The sequence below is a fragment of the Collinsella sp. LCP19S3_C9 genome (assembly GCF_052121575.1).
Lineage (GTDB): Bacteria > Actinomycetota > Coriobacteriia > Coriobacteriales > Coriobacteriaceae > Collinsella.
In genome coordinates, this window is sequence record NZ_JBQKDZ010000013.1 from 1 (window position 1) to 25,057 (window position 25,057).

General features: G+C 61.1%; 19 protein-coding genes. 13 read left to right on the forward strand and 6 right to left on the reverse strand.

Features of this window, described 5'->3' with window-relative positions; all coding sequences use genetic code 11:
• Positions 1 to 212: 212 nt before the first annotated feature.
• Complete coding sequence (locus ACTQXI_RS06925; protein ID WP_427719616.1) at positions 213 to 1,775, reverse strand: cation:proton antiporter domain-containing protein; 1,563 nt, start codon at positions 1,773 to 1,775, stop codon at positions 213 to 215.
• A gap of 184 nt (positions 1,776 to 1,959) precedes the next feature.
• Here ACTQXI_RS06925 and ACTQXI_RS06930 point away from each other — a divergent pair, with 184 nt between their 5' ends.
• The 3 genes from ACTQXI_RS06930 to ACTQXI_RS06940 all read left to right on the forward strand — a co-directional run bounded on the left by ACTQXI_RS06930 (position 1,960) and on the right by ACTQXI_RS06940 (position 7,723).
• A complete protein-coding gene (locus ACTQXI_RS06930) occupies positions 1,960 to 5,706 on the forward strand; it encodes a phosphoribosylformylglycinamidine synthase (protein WP_427747911.1) in 3,747 nt (1,248 codons plus the stop codon).
• A 100-nt stretch (positions 5,707 to 5,806) separates the two neighbouring features.
• Positions 5,807 to 6,742, forward strand: coding sequence for a DMT family transporter (locus ACTQXI_RS06935; protein WP_427728283.1), 936 nt, complete (start codon positions 5,807 to 5,809; stop codon positions 6,740 to 6,742).
• A gap of 135 nt (positions 6,743 to 6,877) precedes the next feature.
• Complete coding sequence (locus ACTQXI_RS06940; protein ID WP_441048475.1) at positions 6,878 to 7,723, forward strand: hypothetical protein; 846 nt, start codon at positions 6,878 to 6,880, stop codon at positions 7,721 to 7,723.
• On the opposite strand, the gene ACTQXI_RS06945 is transcribed toward ACTQXI_RS06940, so the two are convergent.
• Complete coding sequence (locus tag ACTQXI_RS06945) at positions 7,720 to 8,823, reverse strand: diguanylate cyclase domain-containing protein (protein ID WP_441548448.1); 1,104 nt, start codon at positions 8,821 to 8,823, stop codon at positions 7,720 to 7,722. The two genes, ACTQXI_RS06940 and ACTQXI_RS06945, sit on opposite strands and share 4 nt — an antisense overlap.
• A gap of 198 nt (positions 8,824 to 9,021) precedes the next feature.
• Complete coding sequence (locus tag ACTQXI_RS06950) at positions 9,022 to 10,044, reverse strand: 2-keto-3-deoxygluconate permease (protein WP_441048477.1); 1,023 nt, start codon at positions 10,042 to 10,044, stop codon at positions 9,022 to 9,024.
• Positions 10,045 to 10,558: 514 nt separating this feature from the next.
• Between ACTQXI_RS06950 and ACTQXI_RS06955 the strand changes: the two genes are divergently transcribed.
• A complete protein-coding gene (locus tag ACTQXI_RS06955) occupies positions 10,559 to 11,371 on the forward strand; it encodes an HD domain-containing protein (protein ID WP_441048478.1) in 813 nt (270 codons plus the stop codon).
• On the opposite strand, the gene ACTQXI_RS06960 is transcribed toward ACTQXI_RS06955, so the two are convergent.
• The 3 genes from ACTQXI_RS06960 to ACTQXI_RS06970 are packed head-to-tail and all read right to left on the reverse strand — an operon-like array spanning position 11,368 to position 14,993.
• The gene (locus ACTQXI_RS06960) at positions 11,368 to 12,573 is read right to left on the reverse strand and encodes an FAD-binding protein (RefSeq protein ID WP_441063729.1); all 1,206 of its coding nucleotides are present in this window, start codon (positions 12,571 to 12,573) and stop codon (positions 11,368 to 11,370) included. The genes ACTQXI_RS06955 and ACTQXI_RS06960 overlap by 4 nt on opposite strands.
• Positions 12,574 to 13,389 carry an electron transfer flavoprotein subunit beta/FixA family protein gene (locus ACTQXI_RS06965; RefSeq protein ID WP_441048480.1) on the reverse strand — a complete coding sequence of 272 codons (816 nt, stop codon included), beginning with the start codon at positions 13,387 to 13,389 and terminating at the stop codon, positions 12,574 to 12,576.
• Positions 13,390 to 13,391: 2 nt separating this feature from the next.
• Entirely contained in the window at positions 13,392 to 14,993 is a 1,602-nt protein-coding gene (locus ACTQXI_RS06970) for an FAD-binding oxidoreductase (protein WP_441048481.1), read from the reverse strand.
• A gap of 344 nt (positions 14,994 to 15,337) precedes the next feature.
• Between ACTQXI_RS06970 and ACTQXI_RS06975 the strand changes: the two genes are divergently transcribed.
• The 9 genes from ACTQXI_RS06975 (at position 15,338) to ACTQXI_RS07015 (ending at position 25,007) form a co-directional block, all read left to right on the forward strand.
• Positions 15,338 to 15,634, forward strand: coding sequence for a hypothetical protein (locus tag ACTQXI_RS06975; protein ID WP_154517147.1), 297 nt, complete (start codon positions 15,338 to 15,340; stop codon positions 15,632 to 15,634).
• Positions 15,631 to 16,140 (forward strand): hypothetical protein, encoded by a 510-nt coding sequence (locus ACTQXI_RS06980; protein WP_427719604.1) that lies wholly within the window; start codon positions 15,631 to 15,633, stop codon positions 16,138 to 16,140. Before ACTQXI_RS06975 ends, ACTQXI_RS06980 begins: the two co-directional genes overlap by 4 nt.
• 87 nt (positions 16,141 to 16,227) lie before the next feature.
• Entirely contained in the window at positions 16,228 to 16,830 is a 603-nt protein-coding gene (locus tag ACTQXI_RS06985; protein ID WP_441048482.1) for a hypothetical protein, read from the forward strand.
• Between the two features lie 49 nt (positions 16,831 to 16,879).
• A complete protein-coding gene (locus ACTQXI_RS06990) occupies positions 16,880 to 17,071 on the forward strand; it encodes a hypothetical protein (RefSeq protein ID WP_441547626.1) in 192 nt (63 codons plus the stop codon).
• Positions 17,072 to 17,110: 39 nt separating this feature from the next.
• The gene (locus ACTQXI_RS06995; RefSeq protein ID WP_441048483.1) at positions 17,111 to 18,502 is read left to right on the forward strand and encodes a hypothetical protein; all 1,392 of its coding nucleotides are present in this window, start codon (positions 17,111 to 17,113) and stop codon (positions 18,500 to 18,502) included.
• Between the two features lie 87 nt (positions 18,503 to 18,589).
• Positions 18,590 to 19,306: a DUF554 domain-containing protein gene (locus ACTQXI_RS07000; RefSeq protein WP_154517132.1), complete on the forward strand. Its 717-nt coding sequence runs from the start codon at positions 18,590 to 18,592 to the stop codon at positions 19,304 to 19,306.
• An 88-nt stretch (positions 19,307 to 19,394) separates the two neighbouring features.
• The gene (locus ACTQXI_RS07005; protein WP_441048484.1) at positions 19,395 to 21,155 is read left to right on the forward strand and encodes a TerB N-terminal domain-containing protein; all 1,761 of its coding nucleotides are present in this window, start codon (positions 19,395 to 19,397) and stop codon (positions 21,153 to 21,155) included.
• A complete protein-coding gene (locus tag ACTQXI_RS07010) occupies positions 21,148 to 22,446 on the forward strand; it encodes an ATP-binding protein (protein WP_441048485.1) in 1,299 nt (432 codons plus the stop codon). Before ACTQXI_RS07005 ends, ACTQXI_RS07010 begins: the two co-directional genes overlap by 8 nt.
• A 116-nt stretch (positions 22,447 to 22,562) precedes the next feature.
• Positions 22,563 to 25,007 carry a DEAD/DEAH box helicase gene (locus tag ACTQXI_RS07015; protein ID WP_441048486.1) on the forward strand — a complete coding sequence of 815 codons (2,445 nt, stop codon included), beginning with the start codon at positions 22,563 to 22,565 and terminating at the stop codon, positions 25,005 to 25,007.
• Positions 25,008 to 25,057: the final 50 nt, after the last annotated feature.

Sequence of the window (25,057 nt, forward strand, 5' to 3'; positions counted from 1 at the left end):
GGTGAGCCCGGCGCCGCGAAGCGCCCTGGCCCTCTCCACCATTCTCCTACTGTATGCCATGCGGACTCCGTTCCGGACCTCAACGGTCCAACTTTTTGTCCGCAGTCCCCGTCCATTCTGGGATGTGACTTCCCGATGGGGGCCGATGCGGAAACTGCGTCCCGTTTCGGGTCTTTAAAGCGGGACGCGGCTTCCCCTAGGGAAGCATCTCGTTATTTGCCGTCGTCGTCCTGGGCTTCATCGCGTGCGTAGAGCTCCAGCATGCGGCGGCGGTATTCGCGCACGGCGAGCTTGGCGCGCTCCAGGCGGCGGCGCTCACGCGGAGTCAGCTTGGACGGGTCGATCTCGTCGCCATAGGTCTTCTCAGCCAGCAAATGAGCGGCGTCCACGATGCGGGCATCGATGTGGCCGCTCGCCGCCTCGATCGAGAGGCGGTCAGCAATGGAATCAAGGGTAGGTATGCCGTCGAGCGAACGCCCATGGCCATGCGAGGTCAAAAGCTCATGCTCGCGCGCGAGCAGGCTCGCTAGGTCGTGGTGAGCGCGCAGGATATCGAGTGCGTCGGCAGGGTGCTCGGCGACCTCTGCCACGGCAGTGGCCGGCGCGGCATCGACCACGCGATAGAAGAGCTGCGCGAGCAGCGGCATCAAGAACACCGTGATGGCACCGGCGGCTACCATAACCGAGGCGACGTCTTGCGACAGAGCGCCTGCGTTGACGGCCACACTCGTCACGGCAACGATGATCGGCAGGGCCGTAGTGCAGTACAGAGCCACGGTAATGCGGCCATACGCCGAAACGTCACGTGTCGCGGGACAAATGCTCATAGAGACAAGGATCGGCACGGCGCGAATGATCAGCAACGCCGCGATAAAGCCCACGAGCAGACCCGGGCGCGACGCCACGGCCGTCAGGTCAATCTTTGCGCCCGACACGGTAAAGAACACCGGAATCAAAAAGCCATAGGCCAGGCCATCGAGCTTGGTCTCGAGCGTATGGTTGCCCTCGGGGATGATGTAGCGCAGGACAAAGCCGGCGGCAAAAGAGCCCAACACGATGTCGAGGTCAAAGATGGCGGAAAATGCCACGAGTGTGACCAGAATGAGCACCGTCAGGCGCACGAATGTCTGCGACGTCGTGTCGGCCCGTTCCTCGACAAACGCAAAGAAGCGGCTGCCGACGCGCTTGGAGCGGCTCGGAACCACGGCCAACAGCACACAGACCAGTGCAAACAAGCCAAGGATCACGAGCGTCTGGATACCAGTACGAGCGGAGAGCAGCACCGACATGGCAAGCACGGGACCGAGCTCTCCCCACGTGCCATAGGCAAGGATGGAGTCGCCCACGCGCGTGCCGGTCAGCGAACGCTCACGCATGATGGGCACGAGCGTGCCGAGCGCCGTCGAAGTGAGCGCCAGCGTCACGGCGATACCGTCGAAATGGCTGACCGAGAACCACGGGGTAAAGCGCACGGCAAGCCAGGCGATGCCAAACGTGACGACCCACGTCGCCATACCGTAGCGTCCCTCGACGCCCGTGATGTTCTTGGGGTCGATCTCAAAGCCGGCAAGCAGGAACAAAAAGGCCAGACCGAGCTCGGACACAAGCGAGACCTCGGCATCTACATGGATGACGCCGAGCATGTGAGGTCCCAGCACCGCGCCGAACACGAGCAAAAAAACCGTCTCGGGAACGGGCTTTCCGGGAATCGCCGATGCGATAAAGGGGCTTGCGAAAGCCACAAGCGCGATGATGGCGAGCGAAACGAATGCCATGTGATGCCTTTCTCTTGTTTGCGCTTCACTGTAGCACCCTCGCCGTCCTCAATACGCCATGAGCTGTCGTATCATAGTGACGTTTACAAACATGTGGCTCAAGGCGACCGCGAGGCTTGTCCCGCAAACCGACCGCTGCCGCATACCGCACCGTACGCCCAACCGATCAGGAAGGCAGGAACCAATGGTCTCTCGTATTTACGTGGAGAAGAAACCCGGGTTCGACGTCGAGGCTCAGCAGCTCAAGGGCGAGCTGACCGAAATTCTCGGCATCAAGGGCATCGAGGCCCTGAGGATCATCAACCGCTACGACGTCGAGGGCATCGACGAGGAGCTTTTCCGCTCCTGCGTGCCGACCGTCTTTAGCGAGCCCCAGGTCGATGTGACCTACGACGAACTCCCCGCAAGCGATGGCGCCGTCTTTGCCGTCGAATTCCTGCCTGGCCAGTTTGACCAGCGCGCCGACTCCGCCAGCGAGTGCGTGCAGCTCATCAGCCAGGGCGAGCGCCCCGCCGTGCGCTCCGCCAAGGTCTATATGATCTCGGGCGCTCTGGACGAAGCCGCCATCGAGGCCATCAAGCACTACGTGGTGAATCCCGTCGAGGCCCGCATCGCCTCGCTCGACCTACCCGAGACGCTGTACATGGAAACCCCCGAGCCCCAGCCCGTCGAGGTGCTCGACGGCTTCCGCGAACTCGACGAGGCCGGCCTTGCCGCCTTTATCTCCGAGCGCGGCCTTGCCATGGACGAGGCGGACATCGCCTTCTGCCAGCAGTACTTCCGCGATGAGGACCGCGACCCCACCATCACCGAGATCCGCGTGATCGACACCTATTGGTCCGACCACTGCCGCCACACCACCTTCGGTACCGTCCTGGACGACGTGACAATCGATGACGCCGTGGTACAGCAGGCCTTCGACCGCTATATGGAGATGCGCCACGAGCTCGGTCGCGACGCCAAGCCCGTCTGCCTCATGGACATGGGCACCATCGGTGCCAAGTACCTTAAGAAGACCGGCGTCATGACCGATGTCGACGAGTCCGAGGAGATCAACGCCTGCACCGTCAAGGTGAAGGTCGATGTCGACGGCGAGGACCAGGACTGGCTGTTCCTGTTTAAGAACGAGACCCACAACCACCCGACCGAGATCGAGCCCTTCGGCGGTGCCGCCACCTGCGTGGGCGGCGCCATCCGCGACCCGCTCTCTGGCCGCAGCTATGTGTACCAGGCCATGCGCGTCACCGGCGCCGGCGACCCCACCGTCCCGGTCTCCGAGACGCTCGAGGGCAAGCTGCCGCAGCGCAAGCTCGTGACCACCGCTGCCGCCGGCTACTCCAGCTACGGCAACCAGATCGGCCTTGCCACCGGTCAGGTCAACGAACTCTATCACCCCGGCTACGTGGCCAAGCGCATGGAGGTCGGCGCCGTCGTGGGCGCCACCCCGGCAAACCACGTGCGTCGCGAGTGCCCCGCCCCCACCGACAAGATCATCCTGCTGGGCGGCCGCACCGGCCGTGACGGCATCGGCGGTGCCACCGGCTCCTCCAAGACCCAGAACACCGATTCCATCGAAACCTCGGGTGCCGAGGTCCAGAAGGGCAACGCCCCGGTCGAGCGCAAGCTGCAGCGTCTGTTCCGCCGCGGCGACGCCTGCCGCCTGATCAAGCGCTGCAACGACTTTGGCGCCGGCGGCGTCTCGGTCGCCGTGGGCGAGCTTGCCGACGGCCTGTATGTCGACCTGGACACCGTGACCAAGAAGTACGACGGCCTGGACGGAACCGAGCTCGCTATCTCCGAGTCCCAGGAGCGCATGGCCTGCGCCGTCGCCGACGGTGACGTCGAGGAGTTCATGGGTTATGCCGCCGAGGAGAACCTGGAGGCGACCGTCATCGCCGAGGTTACCGCCGAACCGCGCATGCGTATGGCCTGGAACGGCGTCGCCATCGTCGATCTGTCCCGCGAGTTCCTCAACTCCAACGGCGCACCCAAGCACCAGGTCGCCCACGTGTGTGCCCGTAGCGTGTGGCAACCCAGCTGGGCCGGCACCACGCTTGCCGAGCGCATGACCTCGCTTGTCACCGATCTCAACGTCGCCTCCAACAAGGGCCTTTCCGAGCGCTTCGACTCCACCATCGGTGCCGCTACCGTGCTCATGCCCTTTGGCGGCAAGACGCAGCTCACCCCGAGCTCTGCCATGGTCGCCAAGTTCCCCGTGGACGGCGAGACCACCACGGCGAGCGCTATGGCATGGGGCTTCAACCCCTACCTGATGGAGGCCGACCAGTTTGCAGGCGCCTACCTGTCCGTGGTCGAGTCCATCGCCAAGCTCGTTGCCGCCGGCTTTGAGCACAAGCGCGCCTACCTCTCCTTCCAGGAGTACTTTGAGCGCCTGCGCACCGAGCCCGAACGTTGGGGCAAGCCCATGGCAGCCGTCCTGGGCGCCCTTATGGCCCAGGTCGACCTGGGTGCCGGCGCCATCGGCGGCAAGGATTCCATGAGCGGCTCGTTTGAGGACGAGGCCGGCGAGCTCAACGTTCCGCCGACCCTGATCAGCTTCGCTGTCGCCGTGGGCCGTGCCGCCCGCGCCGTCTCCCCCGAGTTTAAGGGCCTCACGCACCGCGTCGTTCGCATCGCCCCCGCCACCTATGGCGAGGACTACCGCCCCGATGCCCAGCAGCTGCTCGCCGCGTTTGACGCCGTCGAGGCGCTCACCGCTACCGGCGACGCCCTGGCCGTCTCCACGCCCGGCTACGGCTGCGGCGCCGAGAGCCTCTTTAAGATGTGCGTCGGCAACCAGATCGGTATCGAGCTTGCCGAAGATGTGGACGTGGAGAGCCTCTTCACCCCGCTCTACGGCAGCTTTATCGTCGAGCTCGCCGAGGACGCCGAGCTGCCCGAGGTCGCCGACGGCGTTGTCGTCGAGCCCCTGGGTACCACCGTCGAGGGCTATGTCATCGACACCGGCTCCGAAGTCATCGAGCTCGCCGAGCTCCAGGAGGCCTGGGAGAGCGGTATCGAAGGCGTCTTCGCCTACCGCAGCGCCGGCGAGACCCCCGAGGTCGAGGCCATCGACTTCCGCGCCAAGGATATCCACGTGTACGGCGGCGCCAAGATCGCCCGCCCGCGCGTGATCATCCCTGTGTTCCCCGGCAACAACTGCGAGTACGATAGCGCCCGCGCCTTCCGCGCCGCCGGCGCCGAGGCCGACACCTTCGTGATCAACAACCTCACGCCCGAGGCCGTCGCCGAGAGCACCCACGAGCTCGCCCGCCGCATCCGTGCAAGCCAGATCGTCATGATTCCCGGCGGCTTCTCGGGCGGCGACGAGCCCGACGGCTCCGCCAAGTTCATCACGGCGTTCTTCCGCGCTCCCGAGGTCACCGAGGCAGTCCGCGACCTGCTCAAGGCCCGCGACGGCCTGATGCTGGGCATCTGCAACGGCTTCCAGGCCCTGATCAAGCTCGGCCTGGTGCCCTACGGCGACATCGTCGACGCCACGCCCGATGCGCCCACGCTGACCTTCAACACCATCGGTCGCCATCAGAGCCGTCTGGTGCGCACCCGCATCTCGTCCAACCTGTCCCCGTGGCTGTCGCAGTGCAGTCTGGACGACCCCTACACCGTCGCCATCAGCCACGGCGAGGGCCGCTTTGTCGCCAACGATGAAGTGCTCGCCCAGCTGATCGCCAACGGCCAGGTCGCCACGCAGTACGTGGGCGAGGATGGCAAGCCCAGCATGGATCTCTCCGTCAACCCCAACGGCTCCGCGCTCGCCATCGAGGGCATCACGAGCCCCGACGGCCGCGTCCTGGGCAAGATGGGCCATGCCGAGCGTCGCGGCGACAACCTGTACCGCAACGTGCCCGAGCATGTCCCCGGCGATAAGTTCATGCCGATCTTTGAGAGCGGCGTAGCCTACTTCGCTTAAATACGTTCCCATCGGGTACAATCCCCTCGGGTAACAACACCCGCCACCGGCACACCCGGTGGCGGGTTCTTTTTTACTTCGCGCATACAGGAAGGACATCATGGAAAGCCGCAAGCCGTATCTCGCCACCCTGCCCGGACTCATCCTGGGCTGCCTCGTCTGCTGCGCACTCTGGGGGTCGGCTTTCCCCTGCATCAAGATCGGCTATGAGCTCTTTGGCATCCCCGCGCACGATAGCGCCTCGCAGCTGCTCTTTGCGGGCTTGCGCTTCACGCTTGCCGGCGCCCTGGTTATCGTTGGGATGAGCGCGGCCCAGCGCTGCCCACTCGTTCCACAGGCTCGCGACATTAAGCCCATCTGCATCTTGTCGCTCTTCCAGACTATCGGGCAGTACTTCTTTTTCTACCTGGGACTCTCGCGCGCCAGCGCCATGTCGAGTTCCATCATCGAGGCCAGCGCCAACTTCCTCGCCATCCTCTTTGCCGCTCTGGCGTTTCGCACCGAAAAGCTCGATGCGACCAAGGTACTCGGCTGCGTACTGGGCTTTGCCGGCGTCGCATTCGTCAACCTTTCGGGTGCGGACGGCACCTTTGGCTTTACACTCGACGGCGAGGGATTTATATTGGCTTCCACTATTGCGGGCGCCCTGTCGACCTGCCTCATTGGCATCTTCTCGCGCGAGCATGACGGCGTCTTGCTCGCCGGCTGGCAGTTTTTGGTCGGCGGTTTGGTCCTTACCGCCATCGGGTTTTTGATGGGCGGCGCGCTATTCCCCACCGAAATCGCCCCCGCCATCGCGCTCATCATTTATATGGCGCTCATTTCCGCCGTCGCGTACTCGCTGTGGTCCCGCCTACTCGCCGTCAACCCCGTTAGCCGCGTTTCGGTCTTTGGCTTTATGAACCCGGTCTTTGGCGTGCTGTTGAGCGCGTTGTTGCTCGGAGAGGGCGCTGGCACGAGCCCCGTTACCGTAATTGTGGCCCTGCTCTTGGTCTGCAGTGGCATCATCATTGTCAACAAACCTAAAAAGGCCTAACAAACCACCCCGTTTTGAAAAGGGCAGCTCTCACTTTAGCTTAATGGAGCACACTGTATCTCGTTGATTTCGTACCGAGTCGCGGCGGCAAACGCCGCCTTGCCGTAACGCGCCGGCGACATCGAGGGGATGCAGATGCATAAGAAACTGGTTATGGGAAACCAGGCCTTTGCGTATGCCGCGCTTGCGGCGGGCGTTCGCGTGGTCGCCGGCTACCCGGGCACGCCGTCGACGGAACTTGTCGAGACAGTTGCCAAACTCAAGGCCCAAGGTAGTGCCGAGGGTGTCCACGTCGAGTGGTCGACCAACGAAAAAGCCGCGCTCGAGGTGCTGGCAGGTGCATCGTATGCAGGAGCGCGCTGCCTTTTTACCTGCAAACAAGTTGGACTAAACGTTGCCTCCGACCCGCTCATGAGCCTCAACTACGTGGGCATCAAGGGCGGTCTGGTGCTGTTTGTTGCCGATGATCCCGGCCCCATCTCCTCTCAAACCGAGCAGGATACGCGCCGCTTTGCCGCATTTGCGAAGATCCCCGTGCTCGATCCGCAAAATCTGGAGCAGGGTTACGCGATGATGCAAGAGGCATTTGAAATCTCGGAGCGCTACCATACGCCCGTTATCGTGCGCCCCACCACCCGCGTATGTCACGCCTCAACCTATTTGGAGGTACCCGAGCATACCGTCGCACATCCCGCTGGCACCTTTGAGAAGGATCCCAAATGGGTTATCTTCCCGCGCCGTTCGTTTGCCGCCCATGGCGAGGTTAACGAGCGCCTGCCGCAGATTGCAGACGCCTACTCCAGCGGCAAGGCCGCAGACGCGTTTAACCCCATCGAAAACCATGGCGATGCCACGCCGCGCCTGGTGAGCTGCCGCGCTCCGAGAAAAAGACGAGGCGCATCTTCGACAGCCGATACTAGTCCCCGAAAGCGCAGAAGGGGCGCACGACCATCGCAACGGTCGTGCGCCCCCCTTTTTTAGCGTATCTGGACGCCGACTTTCTTCTTCTCGCGCTTTACGCGGTAGAGCTCCGCGTCGGCAGCACGGAGCAAGTCTTGCCAGGTATCGACGCCATCACCAACCCGTGCGTAGCCGATGGACATCCGCAACAGATACGGAACCTCGGCGCGCGCGAGCTCGTCGTTGATTGCCGCGCACAGATGCAAGATATCCTGCTCCGCTATCGCCTTTTGAAGCACCACGAACTCATCGCCGCCATAACGCGCGATAAAGCTACCAGACGCCGAGCAGACTTCTTTGAGCGCAGCGGATATGACCTGAAGAGCATGGTCGCCCTCCACATGTCCATAGCGGTCGTTAATCTGCTTAAAGCCGTCGGCGTCCATCACAAGCAGATAAACGTCTTCGGCCTGATCCACATTTGAGAAGAGCGACAGTATATAGGTCTCAAAACGGTTGCGATTGTTGAGGCCAGTCAACGGGTCGGTCGAGATGAGCTGCTCCTGGAAGACAATGTAGAGCAGCAATATGCTAATCATTATGCCGACACAAAGACCGGGCAACGAGTATACAACCTGAAAGGTACCGCACACCAGGGCCGGAATGGCGAAAAATGCCAAGGTTCGATAGATGGTCTTCGTCTGCAGGCTCTCGACCCTGCGAGACTGCACAAACGCATGTAGGGACGTATGTATAACGTAACAGTAGCTGACAATGGGCTGGATCATATAAGCAGAGCCGCGACTATACACGCCCTGCGAATCGATATAGAACAGGGCGTGCGTCCAGTAACTGGTAAACGCCAGCACGACCACCAGAACCGTAGGCGACGCTACAAGCACCACCCTATAGCGCGAGGCCAAAAGGCGAGAACCCTGCACCGTCTCGGAATAGATAAACCAAATGAGACACACGATGGCAAAGAGCGAAAACGAAACCGCGTTGGAAATCCAGTTGACAGCAATGCCCAACGTGCCGTCCACACCATCCAATAGCACCCAGATCATATCGAAGAATATGTACGCGGCAGAGGTGTAGCCAAGCATGCTAAACAATAGCTGCTGGGTGCTCGAGAACAAGGAGCGACGGCTCCGCACGGCAAGCCCGATAAGAACAATCATGCTTAGCAGGAATATCTCAATCTTGAGCGCCTTAACCACCAGGCCCATCTCCCCATCATCAAACCGACAGCGCTTCTCCGAGCCGCACGCATCACCATAACTCCCCCAATCCAGAGGGGAATGAGGGAATAATACCAGAGCGCCCGGGCGCTCTCACGGCGCGAGTTGCACGCCAGCATCATTGATGGGCGCCGATGGCTACTCGCCATCGATGTCGGCCGCGACGGCTTCCTCGATGGCCTCGACACCGGCGGGCGACAGGTCTTCCTTGCCCTGGCAGAACTTCTTATCGACCCAACCGGTCAGAATCGGAGCCATGATTGCCGTGATGATGACGGCGGTGGCGATCTGAGCGTATGCGGTGGGCGCAAGATCGGCATAGCGCGGCGCGACCTCGGCAAGAGCAACCGGCGTGGTCATAGCCGTGCCGGCGATGGTGGAACAAGCCACGGCGGCTTTGCCGTTACCGCCGCACAGGCGCTCGAACGCAAAGGTGATGGGACCGACGACAAACAACGTGACAAGGCCCAGCAAGATGCCGGAAATGCCGCCGGTGATAAAGCTCGACAGGCTCATAGACGCACCGAGCTGAAATCCGATGACGGCGATCGCAGGATTGGTGCCGGGAACCAGCAGGTTCTTGATGAACGGGAAGAGGTTGCCCAAAACCATGCCAATCACGAGCGGCAGGATGGAACCGATGATGGTGCCAACGGGAATGTTGGCAAGACCAGAGACACCAAGAATGATCATGGTAACCGCAGGGCCCGCCGTGAAGAACGGGATGCCCACGGCGCCCTGCTCGGACTCGTCGCCAAACTCGCCCATGATGCCCGTGTAGAGCGCCATGTTGCAAAACGTAATGCCGCCGATGATGGAAACCGAGCTCAGGCCCAAAAAGTTGTCATTAAAGAAATACGCAACGCTCAAGCCCAGCACGGCTGCCACCACAAGCTTAGGAATCAGTACGACGATGCCGGTCTTGATGGCACCCGGCGTGGACTTAAAGCTGATGCCGGCACCCACGAACAACAGGATCGCGGCGACGATGGTATTGGAACCGCCGCGGCAGGCGGCGGTAAAGAAGCCGCCGATCTCGAAGACCTGCGGGCAGAAGGTATTGAGCAAAAGGCCGACGATCATCGGGTAGATCATGATGTCACCCGGAATGCGCGGTACTTTGAATTTCTTTTGCTCGTTGGCGATCGCTTCCTGTGCCATGAAACCCCCATTTCCGCCGACGCAGGACAAAAGCCCACGTCATGCTTTGCTACAGTAAAGTTTGACCATGGTACCAGAAGAAGCAGACCGGCTCGGTGAGAAATCCGATTCGTGGGGCCCGGACGCTAAACGCACCCCACTCCTATACGAGGCTCAAAACGATATAGAGCCCGATACCCGAGACGCAGCACCACAACATCGACTTTGTCTTGATTGCCACCGCAACGACGCCGACAGCCGCTGCGAAAAGAGCAGGCAAATAAAGAGCGATGTGCAGACAAAACCCGCAATAGCGGTGGGAATATCGACAACGGCGCACCTATCGCAACATTGGGAAGCATCACCGGCCAGACGGTTTTAACGATTTTGAGCACCATGGCGTTCCTCGTCCCGACAAGCTTTCCGAGCCGCATTCGACGACATGGCAGAATCATCGCCCGGCGGCAACCGAGTTCACCTACAATTGCCACCGGATCGAAAGACACAGAAAGACACAGCTTTTTAGGAAGTCATTATGACAGCTATCGATCGAACGGGGGCAATCGCGGCCTTCAGGACCTACACCGATGCCTACGATGCCGCCAATCCGCGTATCGCGCTCAAAATCGAGCATACGTACCACGTTGCCGAGGCATGCGATGCCGTGGCACGCAAGCAGGACTGGGCACCGCAGGACATTGACCTGGCGTGGCTTTGTGGGCTGTTGCACGATATGGGCCGCTTTGAGCAGCTGCGACGCTGGGACACGTTTAGGGATGCCGAGAGCATGAGCCATGCGAAGTTGGGCCTCGAGGTCCTCTTTGGCAAAAACCCTGCAGACGCGCCCGCGGCAACAAGTATCCGCGACTTTATCGACAGCCCGGCAGAAGACGAGCTCATCCGCGCGAGCATCGCCTATCACAGTGACTTTCGCCTGCCGGCACAACTCGACGAGCGTACACGGTGCTTCTGCGATATCGTGCGCGATGGCGACAAAATCGACATTATGCGCACCATCGCCGACAGCACCGTCGACACCATCCTCAAGGTGGATGAGGACGCATTTCTCGCCAGCCACTTCTCGGCGCCGACGTTGGCCGCCTTTGACGAGCACCGCTGCGTCGCACGTGATGAACGCGACGAGCCCGCGGACTACCTGGTAGGACTCATCTGCTTTATGTTTGAGCTCGTCTATCCGGCGAGCCGCGCGCTGGCGCGCGAGCAGGGCGATATCTACCGCCTGCTCGACGCGCCCTTTGGTATTACGCAGCCCTTTACCGACCCCGCCACACAGGCAGCCTGGAGCCGTCTTAGGGAAGAGATGCGCGACTGGCTGGCGCGCGCCTAGCGCTCAAGCTGGGCTAGCAGCTCCTCGACGACCTCGACGGCATCACCGACAACCTTGTACTGGGCAGCACCAAAGATGGGGGCATCCGGGTCCTCGTTGATGGCGATAATGCATTCCGCCCCACCGATGCCGGCAAGATGCTGGATGGCGCCCGAAACACCGATACTCACAAGCATCTTGGGCGAAACCGATACGCCCGTCTGGCCAATCTGATGGCGATACTCCAACCAGCCGGCCTCCACGACGGGTCGCGTGCAGCCAAGCTCGGCTCCCAGAGTCTCGGCGAGCCTTCGCATCAGCGGCAGGTTTTTCTTGGAACCAATGCCGCGACCTACCACGACCAGGCGCTCGGCATCGGCGATTGAAGCCTGCTGTCCCCACTCCTCGGCGGGAATCGAGATCTCGACACGAGCCTTAGCATCATCCGCAAGTGCTATCTGGGTGATCGTGCCGGAGCGGCCGTAGTCAAAGTCGGGCGCCTTAAAGATGCCGGGGCGCACCGTTGCCATCTGGGGACGATGATTGGGGCAGACGATGGTGGCCATCAGGTTGCCGCCAAACGCCGGACGCGTCTGTTGCAGCAGCCCCGTCTCCGTATCCATCGAAAGCACGGTACAGTCAGCCGTAAGGCCCGTCTGCAAACGCACGGCAACGCCGGGTGCCAGTTCGCGGCCAAAGGCGGTCGCTCCGTACAGAATGGCCTCGGGCTTGCGCTCTGCCACCAAATCGCAGATGAGGCGAGCGTAGACCTCCACATCGTTCTGGCGCAGACGCTCGTCGCGACAGATCAGGACCTCGTCTGCACCGGCGCAAACCAGATGCTCCAGGTCACCGAGAGAACCCTCGGGGCCCATGCCGACCAGCGCCACCAGGCGACAGCCGCGTGCATCCGCAAGCTCGCGGCCCTTGCCCATGAGCTCGAAGGCAACGGGAGCCACCGTATCGTGCTCGTCGGTCTGCGCGAATACCCAAATGTCTCGATATGCATCGAGGTCAACCGCGCCGGCGGCCTCGTCGCGCTCGATCGAAATGGCATTGATGGGGCAAGCGTCGACGCACCCGCCGCATAGGATGCAGCCGTCGGTTACGCGGGCGCAACGGTTGGGCCGCTCGCCTTCCACTACGATGCCGCCTGAGGCACAGGCGCGAACGCAGCGACCACAGCCGATACAGGCTTCGCTATCGATAATCAGTCCGCTCATCTATGCCATCCCCTCGATAATCTTGGCAAGTTTCGCCGCCTGCTCGGACGCCGTTCCGTCAACGGCCTCGCACGTTTGGTTGCGGTCGGGCACAAACGATCGCACGACCTGTGTCGGCGAGCCGGCAAGACCGCAGCGCGCGGGGTCGGCGTTCACGTCGGCAGCGTTGACCACGCGCACGTCCGCCTCCTCGGCCGCACGAATACCGGCGATACTCGGCATACGCAGTTGGCCAATCTCCTTGGCAGTCGTCATCGCGCACGGCATCTCAAGATAGACCGTCTCCTCGCCGGCATCGCAGCCGTGAACAAGCGCCAGTGAACCACAGGTCGTAAAGCCCGCGCTCTGCACGCAGCTCACGTCGGTCACGCAGGGAATCTCGAAGGCACCGGCAAGCTCGGGACCAATCTGGGCCGTATCGCCGTCCACCGCCATCTTGCCGCAGATGAGCAGGTCGAAGTCCTCGTCGAGCGCCTCAATGCCGCACTTGAGGGCATAGGTGGTTGCCAGGGTATCGGCACCTGCAAAGGCGCGATCGGTTAGCAGCAGTGCGTCATCGGCGCCTCGGGCGATGCAGTCGCGCAATAGCGATTCAGTCGCGGGGATGCCCATCGACACCACCGTTACGCGCACGTCCATGCCAAAGCCGATAAAGTCGTCCTTCAGCGCCAGCGCGCATTCCAAAGCGCTCGCGTCAAAGGGATTAATGACCGCCTGCTTGCCATCGCGCACGATGGTATTGGTCTTGGGGTCCATCTTGACCTCGGTGCTGCCCGGCACCGCCTTGACGCACACCACCATATGGAAATCGCTCATCTTCACGCGCCCCCTTTCTGGACGAGCTCATCCAAGAGCTTCTCCGAAAACAGGTTACCGCGGCCCAACTGCCCGGCAGGATCGAGCTGGAGCTTGAGCCGCGCCGACTCGACCATGGCCTCGTGACCGTACATCGTCTCCAAGAAGCCCGCCTTGATCTTGCCGACGCCGTGTTCGGCGGAGACGGCGCCGCCCATGGCCGTGACCTCGGAAGCCCACTGGGCAAAGAGCTCTCCGCCGCGGCGGTAATCCTGCGCATCGCGCGGCAGAATGTTCACATGCAGATGGTTGTTACCGATGTGCCCCCAGGCGGCAGATTCAAGCCCACTTTCGGCCAACGTGCGGCGATAAAGGGCGATGACATCGGCCAAACGTGCGTTGGGCACCGACATATCCGACCCCAGCTTGGTAATGGTGGGGTCCGTGCGGCGACGCTCGTCGATGAGCATGTTGACGCTCTCGGGCACCGCATGGCGGAAGAATCGCTGACACTCGCGATCGACCTCGGTGCGCGCGACCCATGTCGCATCGTCGCTGCCGCCCGCAAGCTCCAGTACCCACCCCAAGTGATACAGCTCCTCAGTCGTCTGGGCTTCGTCGTCGCAGTCGAGCTCCACGTAGACACAGACCTTGGCGTCTTTGTCGAGCGCCGGCAGCGAGGCGAACGCGGTCGACTGCTCACGCTGACGACGCAGGATATCCAGGGCGCCCGCATCGAAATATTCGATGGCAGCCGCGTGGGACAGGACGGGACGTACAGAATCGGTGAAGGACACGGCCTTGTCTTCGCTGTCAAAGAAGCAGCTCACGCCCCAAACGACCGTAGGCGCCGCCTGCAGGGCAATCTCGAGCTCGGTGATGACGCCGAGTGTTCCACACGCACCGATAAACAGATCGATGGCATCCATATCGTCAGCAACGAAATAGCCCGAAGCATTTTTGGTCTTGGGCATGGTGTAGTCGGGAAGGTCGAGCTCGAGCGTGCGGCCCTGCACCGTAACGAGCGAAAGGCGACGACCCTGTGCAAAAACCTCGCCACGGTGAAGCTCGAGCAGGTCGCCATCGGTCAGCACGACATGAAGGCCCGTGACGTGAGGGCGCATGGGGCCGTAAGCGTAGCTACGGGCGCCGGAAGCGTTGCATGCCGCCATACCGCCCAGGCAGGCAGATGCCTCGGTGGGATCGGTAGGAAAGAATTGCTCGGGAGCTTCCTGGAACTCCTCGTAGGCCTCAAGCGATGCCTGGTCCCAGCCGGCAGTCGGCAGCACTTTCTTGCCCAGTTGCTTGCGCAGCTCAGACAGCACGACGCCGGGCGCCACGCGCAAAAGAAAGCGGCCCTGCTCATCGCGGCGAATGCCTAGGTAGCGATTCATGCGGGAAGTATTGAGAATGTGACCGCCATGAGGCACGGCGCCGGCGGCAAGACCGGTCCGGGCGCCCTGAACCGTCACCGGGACACGCTCGGCATGGAGCTTTTCCATAATGGCGCGGACCTCGTCCTCCGTTGTCGGAAACGAGATGCTCGAGGCCTCGCCCGATGTGCGAGACTCATCGCGACCATACTCTTCGAACTCGTCGGTGAAGGGTTTGATGGTTGCAGACACGCGAACTCCCCCTTTAGCTAACTACAGTGTTTGCAGGGAAATGTTACCGCATCGTTTCACCGACATGTTCGAGACCGTCTCCATAATTGACGTTTTTAACGTTCGCGCAATTCGGCGAACGGCGGAATTTTCGAGACAAGCGATGCTTTTGCCACACGTTGCCGCGCAGCCACAACATGTGCATTTATCAGTCAAAAATAGTTGAGATTTTTTTCACATGCTTTTACCTGCGGGGATATCGGCTCGTCAAGCAATTGGTTAGTTATTGGGCAAGTTGCGGCTGATACGGTCGGCATCGACAGCCAAACCAATAGGAGTTTTGGCCCCAGAGCAGGGAGGTTTCCATGGCATATTACTGGCCCCAATACGGTTTCGCCATCGAAGTCGATGACGACCCCTATCTCTTGCCTTTCGACGAAGATGCATTTCCAGGTACGGAGGTCTACCACGTCACCACCGATGTGATCTGCGACCCCGAGTCGTTCTCGGCGCTCGCCCACCACATCGCGCGTATCCACAACATCGAGCTCCCTCACGACTTCGACGAGCTCATCTACTCGCGCCGCCTGATGCTTCACATGCTCTTTGGAGCGGACCCGTCCACGTTCGCACGTGTCTACACCACCAAGGACGCCGCATGAGTGCGAAGAAGCCGCCCCGCCTTGCAGGACTGGGGCGTCGCAAGAAACTCGTCGTTGTCTGCCTGGCTGTCGTCTGCGCCCTCATCGCCGTAGGGCTATACGCCTGGCAGTCGCAGCCCGTGCCCGAAGCGGGCGCCTCAGTCACGACGGCAGAAGGTAAATCGCGCCAAGAAATCCAGGATGAGCTCGACGCCATCGTCCGCGACAACATGATGACGATCTCGGTCGCGCCGGTCGCACAGTTGCAGGAAGGCGGCAAGTTGCGCGTCAACGTGCAAAACGTCCAAGACAACAAGTTTCCCCAGCGCTTCCGCGTGATTCAAAACGACGAGACCATCTATGAGTCCGGTGTGGTCGAAGCCGGCAAGACGGTTGAGACCTGCCCCGCCGGCGATATCCAAGAAGGCGAGGCATATATCGAGATTCAGGCACTCGATGCCAAGACCTACGACACCCACGGCAATCCGACGCGCGTCAAAGTGCGGGTGGCACAGGCAGAAGGCTAGTGGCCGACGCGCTCGCAGGGGCAGCACCCTGTCCCCATTCGTCCAACCATCACGGAAACAGTCCGTGACGAGCAGAAAGGATCGATTATGAACACACCCATGAACCTGAGCGGAGCCAGGGCACTCGCCGTGGGCGCAGGGCTTACGCTCGCACTTGCGATGGGCGCCGCGCCAACGGCGGCCATGGCAGAGGTGCGCGTTGGAACCACCGATGTGACGGTGAAGGCCGACATTAGCAATGTTTCGTTTAAGGCGCCAACGGTCATCCCCTTTGCCGCCAAAGCCGACGGAACGCTTGTAGGACCCTCCGACAATACGATTACCATCGACAACCTCTCGGCATATGGCATCCACGTCACCAACATGAAGGTCACGGCCAAGAACGACTGGACAATCGTTGCAGACGCAAAGACGGGCTCGGCCCAGAACTCCATCGATTTTAAGGTTGGCCCCGATACGGCAGAAAAGGATGCCAGCTCGGCGACTCAGACTACGGGCCTCGATCTTTCCCAAGACGCAAGCTTCGACATGAAGTACAAGGACATTGCCGACGGAACGGACAAAATTAGGCTCAATGTGAGTGGCCACGTCGCCCGCGTCACGCGTGACATCTACCACGCCACCGGTACGGGAGATCAAGTGGCAAGCATCACCTGGACGGTCGAGCCCGGTGCGCACGCCACGTCCTAAGGCGATTGCACTGGCCGCCATCGTCGGCATCTTGGCGTCCGCACCCGCAATGGCCTTTGCTCAACAAGAGCAAGCGCAAGCGGCCACAGAAGTGACCGTCGATCTTTCGGGCCTTAATCGCGGCAGCCGTCACGAGCCGCTCGTCCAGACGAGCGACACCCGGCAACTCATTGCGGTAGGCGTCGCCACGGTGGGAGCAGGACTGACGTGCCTTGGCCTGCACATCAAACGCAACCAATAGCCAAGCACGACCGGAGTACGCGGAATAGATAGGAGAACCATGGCACCCAAAAACCTTTTGCCCGTTGCCGCGCTCTGCAGCGCACTGGCGAGCGGTACGCCTCTCGCCGCTTGGGCGACGCCCGCCACGGCAAGCTCCTTACCGCAAGCTCTGAACCCCGCGGCGAATTCGTCGGGTATCGTCGCCTGCCAACGTTTTTCGCTCGCACATGCCACGGTCCGAACCTCGGGATGCCTTCACCGCAATGCGGTCGACTCGATAGTCGTGGATATCAAGCGACCGGACAAGGAGAACGGCCCCCAGACAGGTTGCGCCATCTGCACATGGAAATCGGCTGCAGTCGACGCCGATGGCGACCCATGCGACTTAGAGCTGCGCATCGATATTGCCTCGGTCGATGACTCGGCGAACGGGGCAAAGGTCGTCTTCGACAGCGCGGCCCATGAAGAAGAAGGGGGTGTATGCCTGGGCTGCGTTCCCTCGAATGCCGATGGCGCGCAGCCCATCATCTCCTTTACGGCGTCGCTGCGGCTGACCAAGGCGGACACCGAAGCCATCGCAACGGGAGATGCGCCTTTGCTGTTCTACGCTGGCGACGCGGACGACCAAAAGGCTCAAAGCACCAGGCAGAAGGGCTCGCTTAACCTCACGCGCGGATCAGAACCCGCCCCCATCAATATCGATGCCCAGGAGCCGGGCGTGCAGCGCATTCTCGCCGATCCGGCGCTGCTCCAAATGACATGGCACGGAGTGGGGTCCGTCGAGATTGCCGCTCCTATATCGAGCGATAATGACAAATCCCCCAAAGACGAGGTCGCAGACGCACCGGCACATGTTGACGATGCATCATCAGAAGACAACGCTGCGGTTCCTCTCGAGAAGCCAAGCGGCAGCGCCACCGAACTAGGCGATTCCCAACCGAAAGACGGCCTGGACTTTGCCGCTCCCCCAAGTGTCGACGAAGGCAACTGTTGCATGATGGTCGCGCTCGACCACACGGAAACCGTCGATGCTGCAAGCATTGAGCCAGTCGCTGCCAATGCGCCCCGCCGCAAAAATATCCTCATCGCATTCCCCAACACCGTCGAGCTCGTCTTTTTGCCTTCGGGCGAAGTCGTCGCGCCTACGGCACTTACAGCAGTGGGAGCAAAGAGCGCATCGAACGATATCCAAGCTATCTCGGCACTTGATGCCACAACGACCGCCAAGTTACACCTTTATTCCGTTGCAGCAGACGGAACGCGAACCGAAGAATTCGACGGAACCAAGCTTTTGGTTCCTCGTCGCATCGGTATCCAAGAAGACGTCCCCTATCAAATGGAACTTGAAGGGTTCGATCGCGCACGAGATGCCGACATCATTGCCGCAGCCATCGAATCCCCACAGCACCTCATGACGCTGCGCTTCGACTTTAGCCCCATCCTGTCCTAGACCGCTAACCGTCGCTTGGCTCGGATACTGAGCGCCCCTCCCCGTTCTGCTACGATTGCCGCGTTGGCATCAATTACAGGAGGGTTCATGCCGGGTTTAGGAACGATCATCAACGTCGCGCTTTTGATCGCGGGCGGTCTGCTTGGCCTTATGGGCGGGCGCTTCATTACGCCTCGCATCCAAGACACGCTCATGAAGGCGTCGGGGTTGTGTGTTCTGTTTATCGGCCTGGGCGGCACCATGCAAAAGATGCTCGTTATCGATGGAGAGGCGTTGGCGACCACCGGCACCACCATGCTTATCGTCTCATTTGCCCTCGGTTCGCTCATCGGCGAGGCCATCAACCTGGAGGCCGCCATCGAGAACCTCGGCGAATGGCTCAAGCGCAAAACCGGCAGCGAAGGCGACAACGAGTTTACCAACGCCTTTGTCTCAGCATCGCTCACCGTGTGTATCGGTGCCATGGCCATCGTAGGATCGATTCAGGACGGTCTGCTCGGCGACTGGTCCACGCTTGCCCTGAAGGGCGCGCTGGACTGCATCATCGTCTGCACCATGACGGCCTCGCTTGGCCGCGGCTGCATCTTCTCGGCCCTGCCCGTTGCCGTATTCCAGGGCACGATCACGCTTTTTGCCGGCGCACTCTCCCCCATCATGACCACCGCAGCCCTCGACAGCCTTTCGCTTGTGGGCTCTATGCTCATCTTCTGTGTTGGGGTTAACCTTATTCGACCTCAGACCTTCCGCACGGCCAACATGCTCCCCTCCGTCGTCGTGGCGGTCATCTACGCCCTCTTGTTCTAAATCTATCTACGTAGCGGTTTCTCGAACACCTGTTTGATGCTGTGCTATGATATGAGGTCACCGAAGCTGCGTTAGGAGAGGAGAAGCGGTGGCCGACCAGGACGTCAAGATGCTCATCGAGCGCATTATGGCCGAGGCCCGGACCCATCAGTCCGCCCACTTCTCAAACGAAATCTATGCTGACGAGCCGATTCTCAAGACCGGTCGACAGATGCAGAACTTCCTCCCCGACCAGTACCGCAAGATGCGCGAGATATCGCGCTGGCAAGATGATCCCAAAGGCGGCGCGGGACGTTGGCTATCGGAGGCGGAGCTCTTTTACCGCCAAGGCCTGCTGATGGCCGACTTCGAGGACGATTGTCCCTACAACGGCACCTTTAAGTCGTACTTTCCCACCTACAATGCCATGAGCGATCGACAGTTGCGCGGCTACTTTACCTGGCGTGCCCAAGTGCGCCGCGGAACTGTCGAGGAAACGTCTACGTCCTTTGCCTTCCTGTATCTCTATGAGCTGATCTGCGGCATTGGCGTAGATGACCCACTCGATGGCTTTAGCAAGATCAAGGCCTTTTGGAACGCCTATCGTGCCTTCGAGCCCGGCATCGACCGGTTTGCACGCGTGTGGTTGCAAGATTACGCCGTTTTCCACGGGCTCGACCCCAAACTGCTTCGCGACTCTAAAACCGTCATGTTCGATAACGCCCTTATCGAGCTGCGGCGCGCGGCTCGAGACCTTGCACCTGCACCGACGCCGTCGGACCTGGCGCCTGCGCGTCGCAAGACCTCCGAGCCTACGCTCCCCCTCCCGCCCGACGAGGCGGGCGAGGAGCGACTCATGGCCGCTATCAACGCCCTCTCCACGTATAACCTCGATAACTCAAGACTCGATCGCAGCCACCATCGCGACCTACGCCACGTGGCATGTGCCGTGTACGTCCGCATGGCGCGCTACTATGACACGCATCGAAAGACCGGTATCGTGGCGAGCTTGTTTGGGGAGGAGACGGCCATGCCCTATACCATGTTTGCCTCGGCCGTGTTCTTTGCGCCCGAGCGCCACGAGGACTGCGAATACCGTCTTGACCCCATTCATATCTACCGCTGCCAAAACGGTTTTTGGGAATGCATGCGAATTCACGGCAGCAGGCAAAAGAGCAGCAAGCTTGGTGAGATGATGCGCGCCTGCGACCAACGTCTGCGCCTGGCCCTAGCCCCCGCCCACCCCCTGAAGGAGGAGAAGGTCCCCAAATATCTGGCCAAAATCATCGATGACGAGATCGTGGCATGGCTTTCGTGGGATGCCGCACACCAGCCCGTCAAGATCGATATCGATTTGAGCCAGCTGGGGCACATTCGGAGCGCCGCCGCGCAAACGCGTGAAGCGCTTTTGATTGATGAGGAGCGCGAGGACGGCACGCCCGTGGAAGCCGAGGCAACGCTTATCGAGCAGCCGGGCCGCGAGCCTGCGCCCGGCATGACTGCCGAACCTGGCGAGATGACCATTCAGCAAGACGAACCCGACGAGCCGACTGTCTCCGCCGAAGAGTTTGGCGTCATGGCACCGCTCCTCGTGTCTGCGCCCGCACCCGTAACGCCCGCGTCTGCCGAAGCTACGAACAAACTCGCGCCCGCCGAAGATGCCTTTCTTCGCGCGCTCCTCGAGCAAAACACAGCGCAAGCGACATCGGCAGTGGAGAGGTCGGGCCAGAGCGAGGATATGCTCGTCGACAGCATCAACGAGACGCTCTTTGACCTGGTGGGAGACACCGTTATCGAGTTCGGCGCGGCAGGACCGCAAATTATCGAGGATTACGAAGCAGACGTGAGAGGATACCTAGACCATGAGTGATACCGCATCCGCAGCACCCCGCGTGCCCAAGCGCGTCGCTGCCGTCATTCTCAACTCACTCAAGGGCGGTGTGGTCCCGCGCATCGGCCTTCCCTATATCACCGTAGGGCGCGAGGTCGAGATCCGCGCCCTGCTCACCGATTTGAGTCTCATCGCCGACGGTGGCGCGAGCTTCCGGTTTCTGGTCGGTCGCTACGGCGCAGGCAAGAGCTTTTTGCTCCAGACCATCCGCACGCACGCCATGGGCGAGGGGTTCGTCGTCGCCGATGCCGACCTGTCGCCCGAGCGCCGCCTGCAGGGCGGTCAGGGGCAGGGCCTTGCCACCTACCGTGAGCTCATCCGCAACATATCGACCAAGACGCGCCCCGAGGGCGGTGCGGTCAACCTTATTCTGGATCGCTGGGTCGCCTCGTGTGCCGACGTCGACGAGTCGGTCGTCAATGCCCAACTGGCCCCGCTCGAGGAGATGGTCCACGGCTTCGACTTCGCCCGCATGCTCCGCCGCTACCGCACGGCCGTATCCGAGGGCGATGAAGAGGCCATGAGCCGCGTAACCAAATGGATCCGCGGCGAATACCGCACCAAGAGCGAGGCTCGCGCCGAACTGGGTTCCTCGACCATCATCAGCGATGACGACTGGTACGACTACGTTAAACTCATTGCGCGCTTTTTGGTCTGCAGCGGCTACAAGGGCATGCTGGTGCTCATCGACGAACTCGTGAATCTGTATAAGATTCCCAACGCGATCACGCGCCAATACAACTACGAGAAGATCCTGACCATGTACAACGACACGCTCCAGGGCAAGGCGCAGTACCTGGGCATGATCATGGGCGGCACGCCAACCTCCATCGAAGACCGCCGCCGCGGCGTGTTCTCCTACGAGGCCCTGCGCAGCCGACTCGCTCAGGGCCGCTTTGCACGCGAGGACCTTAAGGACATGCTCGCGCCCATCATCCGTCTGCAGCCACTCACCTACGAAGAGTTGCTGGTGCTGATCGAAAAACTCATGCAAATTCACGCCGGCTACTTTGGCTGGACGCCCACGCTTACCGAGAGCGACCTGGTGGACTTCCTCAAGATTGAGTTCGGTCGCGTGGGAGCCGACACGCATCTGACGCCGCGCGAAGTCATTCGTGACTTTATCGAGCTGCTCGACATCCTATGCCAAAACCCCAACGCCAACGTGGCCGAGCTGCTGCAAAGCGTCGGCGGTGACGCGCCAGCAGCCGCAACAGACGACACCGGCACCGCAGGCGCCGACCGCAACTTCGCCGAATTCGCCATCTAACCTGCCAAAAAGGGACAGGTTTATTTTGGCAGGTTTTATCTGGGCAAACATTGAAGCAGTCATGCAGCAAGCCACTGCCCGCCGCGTTGAGAGATTCGCTTTTGAAAGGAGGCCCCGTGAACGCCTTTGACCGCTACGCCCCGTTTATCCAAGACTTCATCTACTCCCACGATTGGGAGAGTCTGCGCTCCATTCAGGTTGCGGCGGCAGATGCCATCTTTAACACACAAGACAATGTGCTCCTGACGGCATCCACGGCTTCCGGCAAAACCGAGGCGGCCTTCTTTCCCATCCTGACCGAGTTTTGGGAGAAGCCGCCCGCGAGCGTGGGCGCCCTCTACATCGGCCCCCTCAAGGCGCTCATCAATGATCAGTTCGTCCGCCTTAACGACCTCTGCGAAGAGGCCGATATCCCTGTCTGGCACTGGCATGGCGATGTCTCACAGTCGCACAAGGCTAAGCTCATCAAAAAGCCGAGCGGCATCTTGCAGATTACGCCCGAGTCACTCGAGGCGCTCCTGATCCATAAGCACATGGCGATCCCGCGCATGTTTTGCGACCTGCGCTATGTGGTCATCGACGAGGTCCACTCGCTCATGCGCGGCGACCGTGGCGGGCAGACGCTCTGCCTTATCGAGCGACTCTCGCGCATGGCCGGCGTGCAGCCTCGACGCATTGGCCTTTCGGCCACCATCGGCGACCCTGAGCGCACGGGCGCTTTTCTCTCACAGGGAACGGGACGTGACTGCGTTATCCCCCGTTTTGAGGAACCGCGCCGCGTGTGGCGCATCTCCATGGAGCACTTCTACAACTCGGGTCCCCAGGCACAGCAGCGGGGATTCGAGAGCATGGGTCCTCAAGAGGCCGAAGTGCTTGCCTCCGAGCGCATTGAGGCAGCGGCACCCACGGCGCTGCCGGCCGACACCCAAGGCACGTGCCACAGCGGACAGCCCACACAGGACAAGCGCCGTCAACGTCGCAAACGGGCACAGGGTAAGGCTAGCTCCGGGAACCGCTGCACTTCCTCGGCCCCCGAGGGCGAAGTCGACATCCCCCGGGCCGCCGAGCAAGCGCTCCTCAACCCCACCGACACCGCACCCGACAACGCCGATCCCGGCATGGGCTATATCTTCGAACACACCCGCGGGCGCAAGTGTCTGGTCTTTGCCAACTCGCGCGAGGAGGCAGAGGCCGTATGTTCCATGCTGCGCAGCTACTGCGAGAGCCGACACGAGCCTGACCGTTTCCTCATCCATCACGGCAATCTTTCGGCATCGTTGCGCGAGACGGCAGAAGAGCTCATGCGCGATGAGGAGCAGGCACAGACGACCGTCACCACCTCTACGCTTGAGCTTGGCATCGATATCGGCCGTCTGGAGCGTGCATTTCAGATCGATGCGCCATTTACCGTCAGTTCCTTTTTGCAGCGAATGGGCCGCACGGGACGCCGCGACCTTCCACCCGAGATGTGGTTTGTCATGCGCGAGGAAGAGCCCGAGCCGCGCACGATGATGCCCGAAACCATTCCGTGGAAGCTCCTGCAGGGCATCGCACTCGTACAACTCTATCGCGAGGAAAAGTGGGTCGAGCCGCCCGAGCTCGATCGACTCCCCTACAGTCTGCTCTATCACCAGACTATGTCGACGCTTGCCAGCACCGGAGAGCTCACGCCGGCAGAACTTGCCCAGCGCGTGCTCACGCTCAGTTATTTCCACCGCGTCTCAGCCGATGACTATCGCGTGCTGCTGCGTCACCTCATTAAGATCGACCATATCCAGGTCACCGAGGGCGGCGGACTCATCGTGGGCCTCGCGGGCGAGCGCATCATCAACAATTTTAAGTTCTACGCCGTGTTCCAGGAAAACGAGGAGTTCACCGTCCGCAGCGAGTCGTCCGAACTGGGCACGATCGTCAATCCCCCACCGCCCGGTGAACGCATCGCCATCGCCGGGCACTGCTGGATTGTCGAGGAAGTGGACTGGAAGCGCCATACCGTCTTTGCCACGCAGGTCAAGGGCCGTGTGCCGGCTTACTTTGGCGACTGCCCCGGCGACATCAACACGCATGTACTCGAGCGCATGCGTAAAGCGCTCAACGAGCACGCGACATATCCATACCTTATGGGCAACGCGCGGGCCCGCTTGGCGCAGGCTCGCCATACGGCCGAGATTTCGGGTGCGGGCACTAGGCCGCTCATTAACCTGGGCGGCGACACCTGGGTGCTCTTCCCCTGGCTGGGCAGCTATGCCTTTTTGGCGCTCGAGCGCATGCTCAAGATTAAATGTGCCGCGGAGCTGGGCCTTCGCGGACTCGACCCGTCGCGCCCGTACTTTATGCAGTTTAAGATGAAGGCCGACGAAGAGACGTTCTTTGAGGTACTCGCCGCCGAGGCCGAGAAGGACTTCGATCCCATCGAGCTCGTCTATCCCGGCGAGGTGCCTTACTTTGATCGTTACGATGAGTTCGTTCCCGAAGAGCTCGTGCGTAAGGGCTTTGCCGAAGGCGTGCTCGACATAGATGGCATGAAGAAGCGTGTCCGCAGCTGGCGCGACCACGCATAAAACGGGGCTGACTATATGAGCAGTCAATTTGGGACGGGGCTATTTTAGCT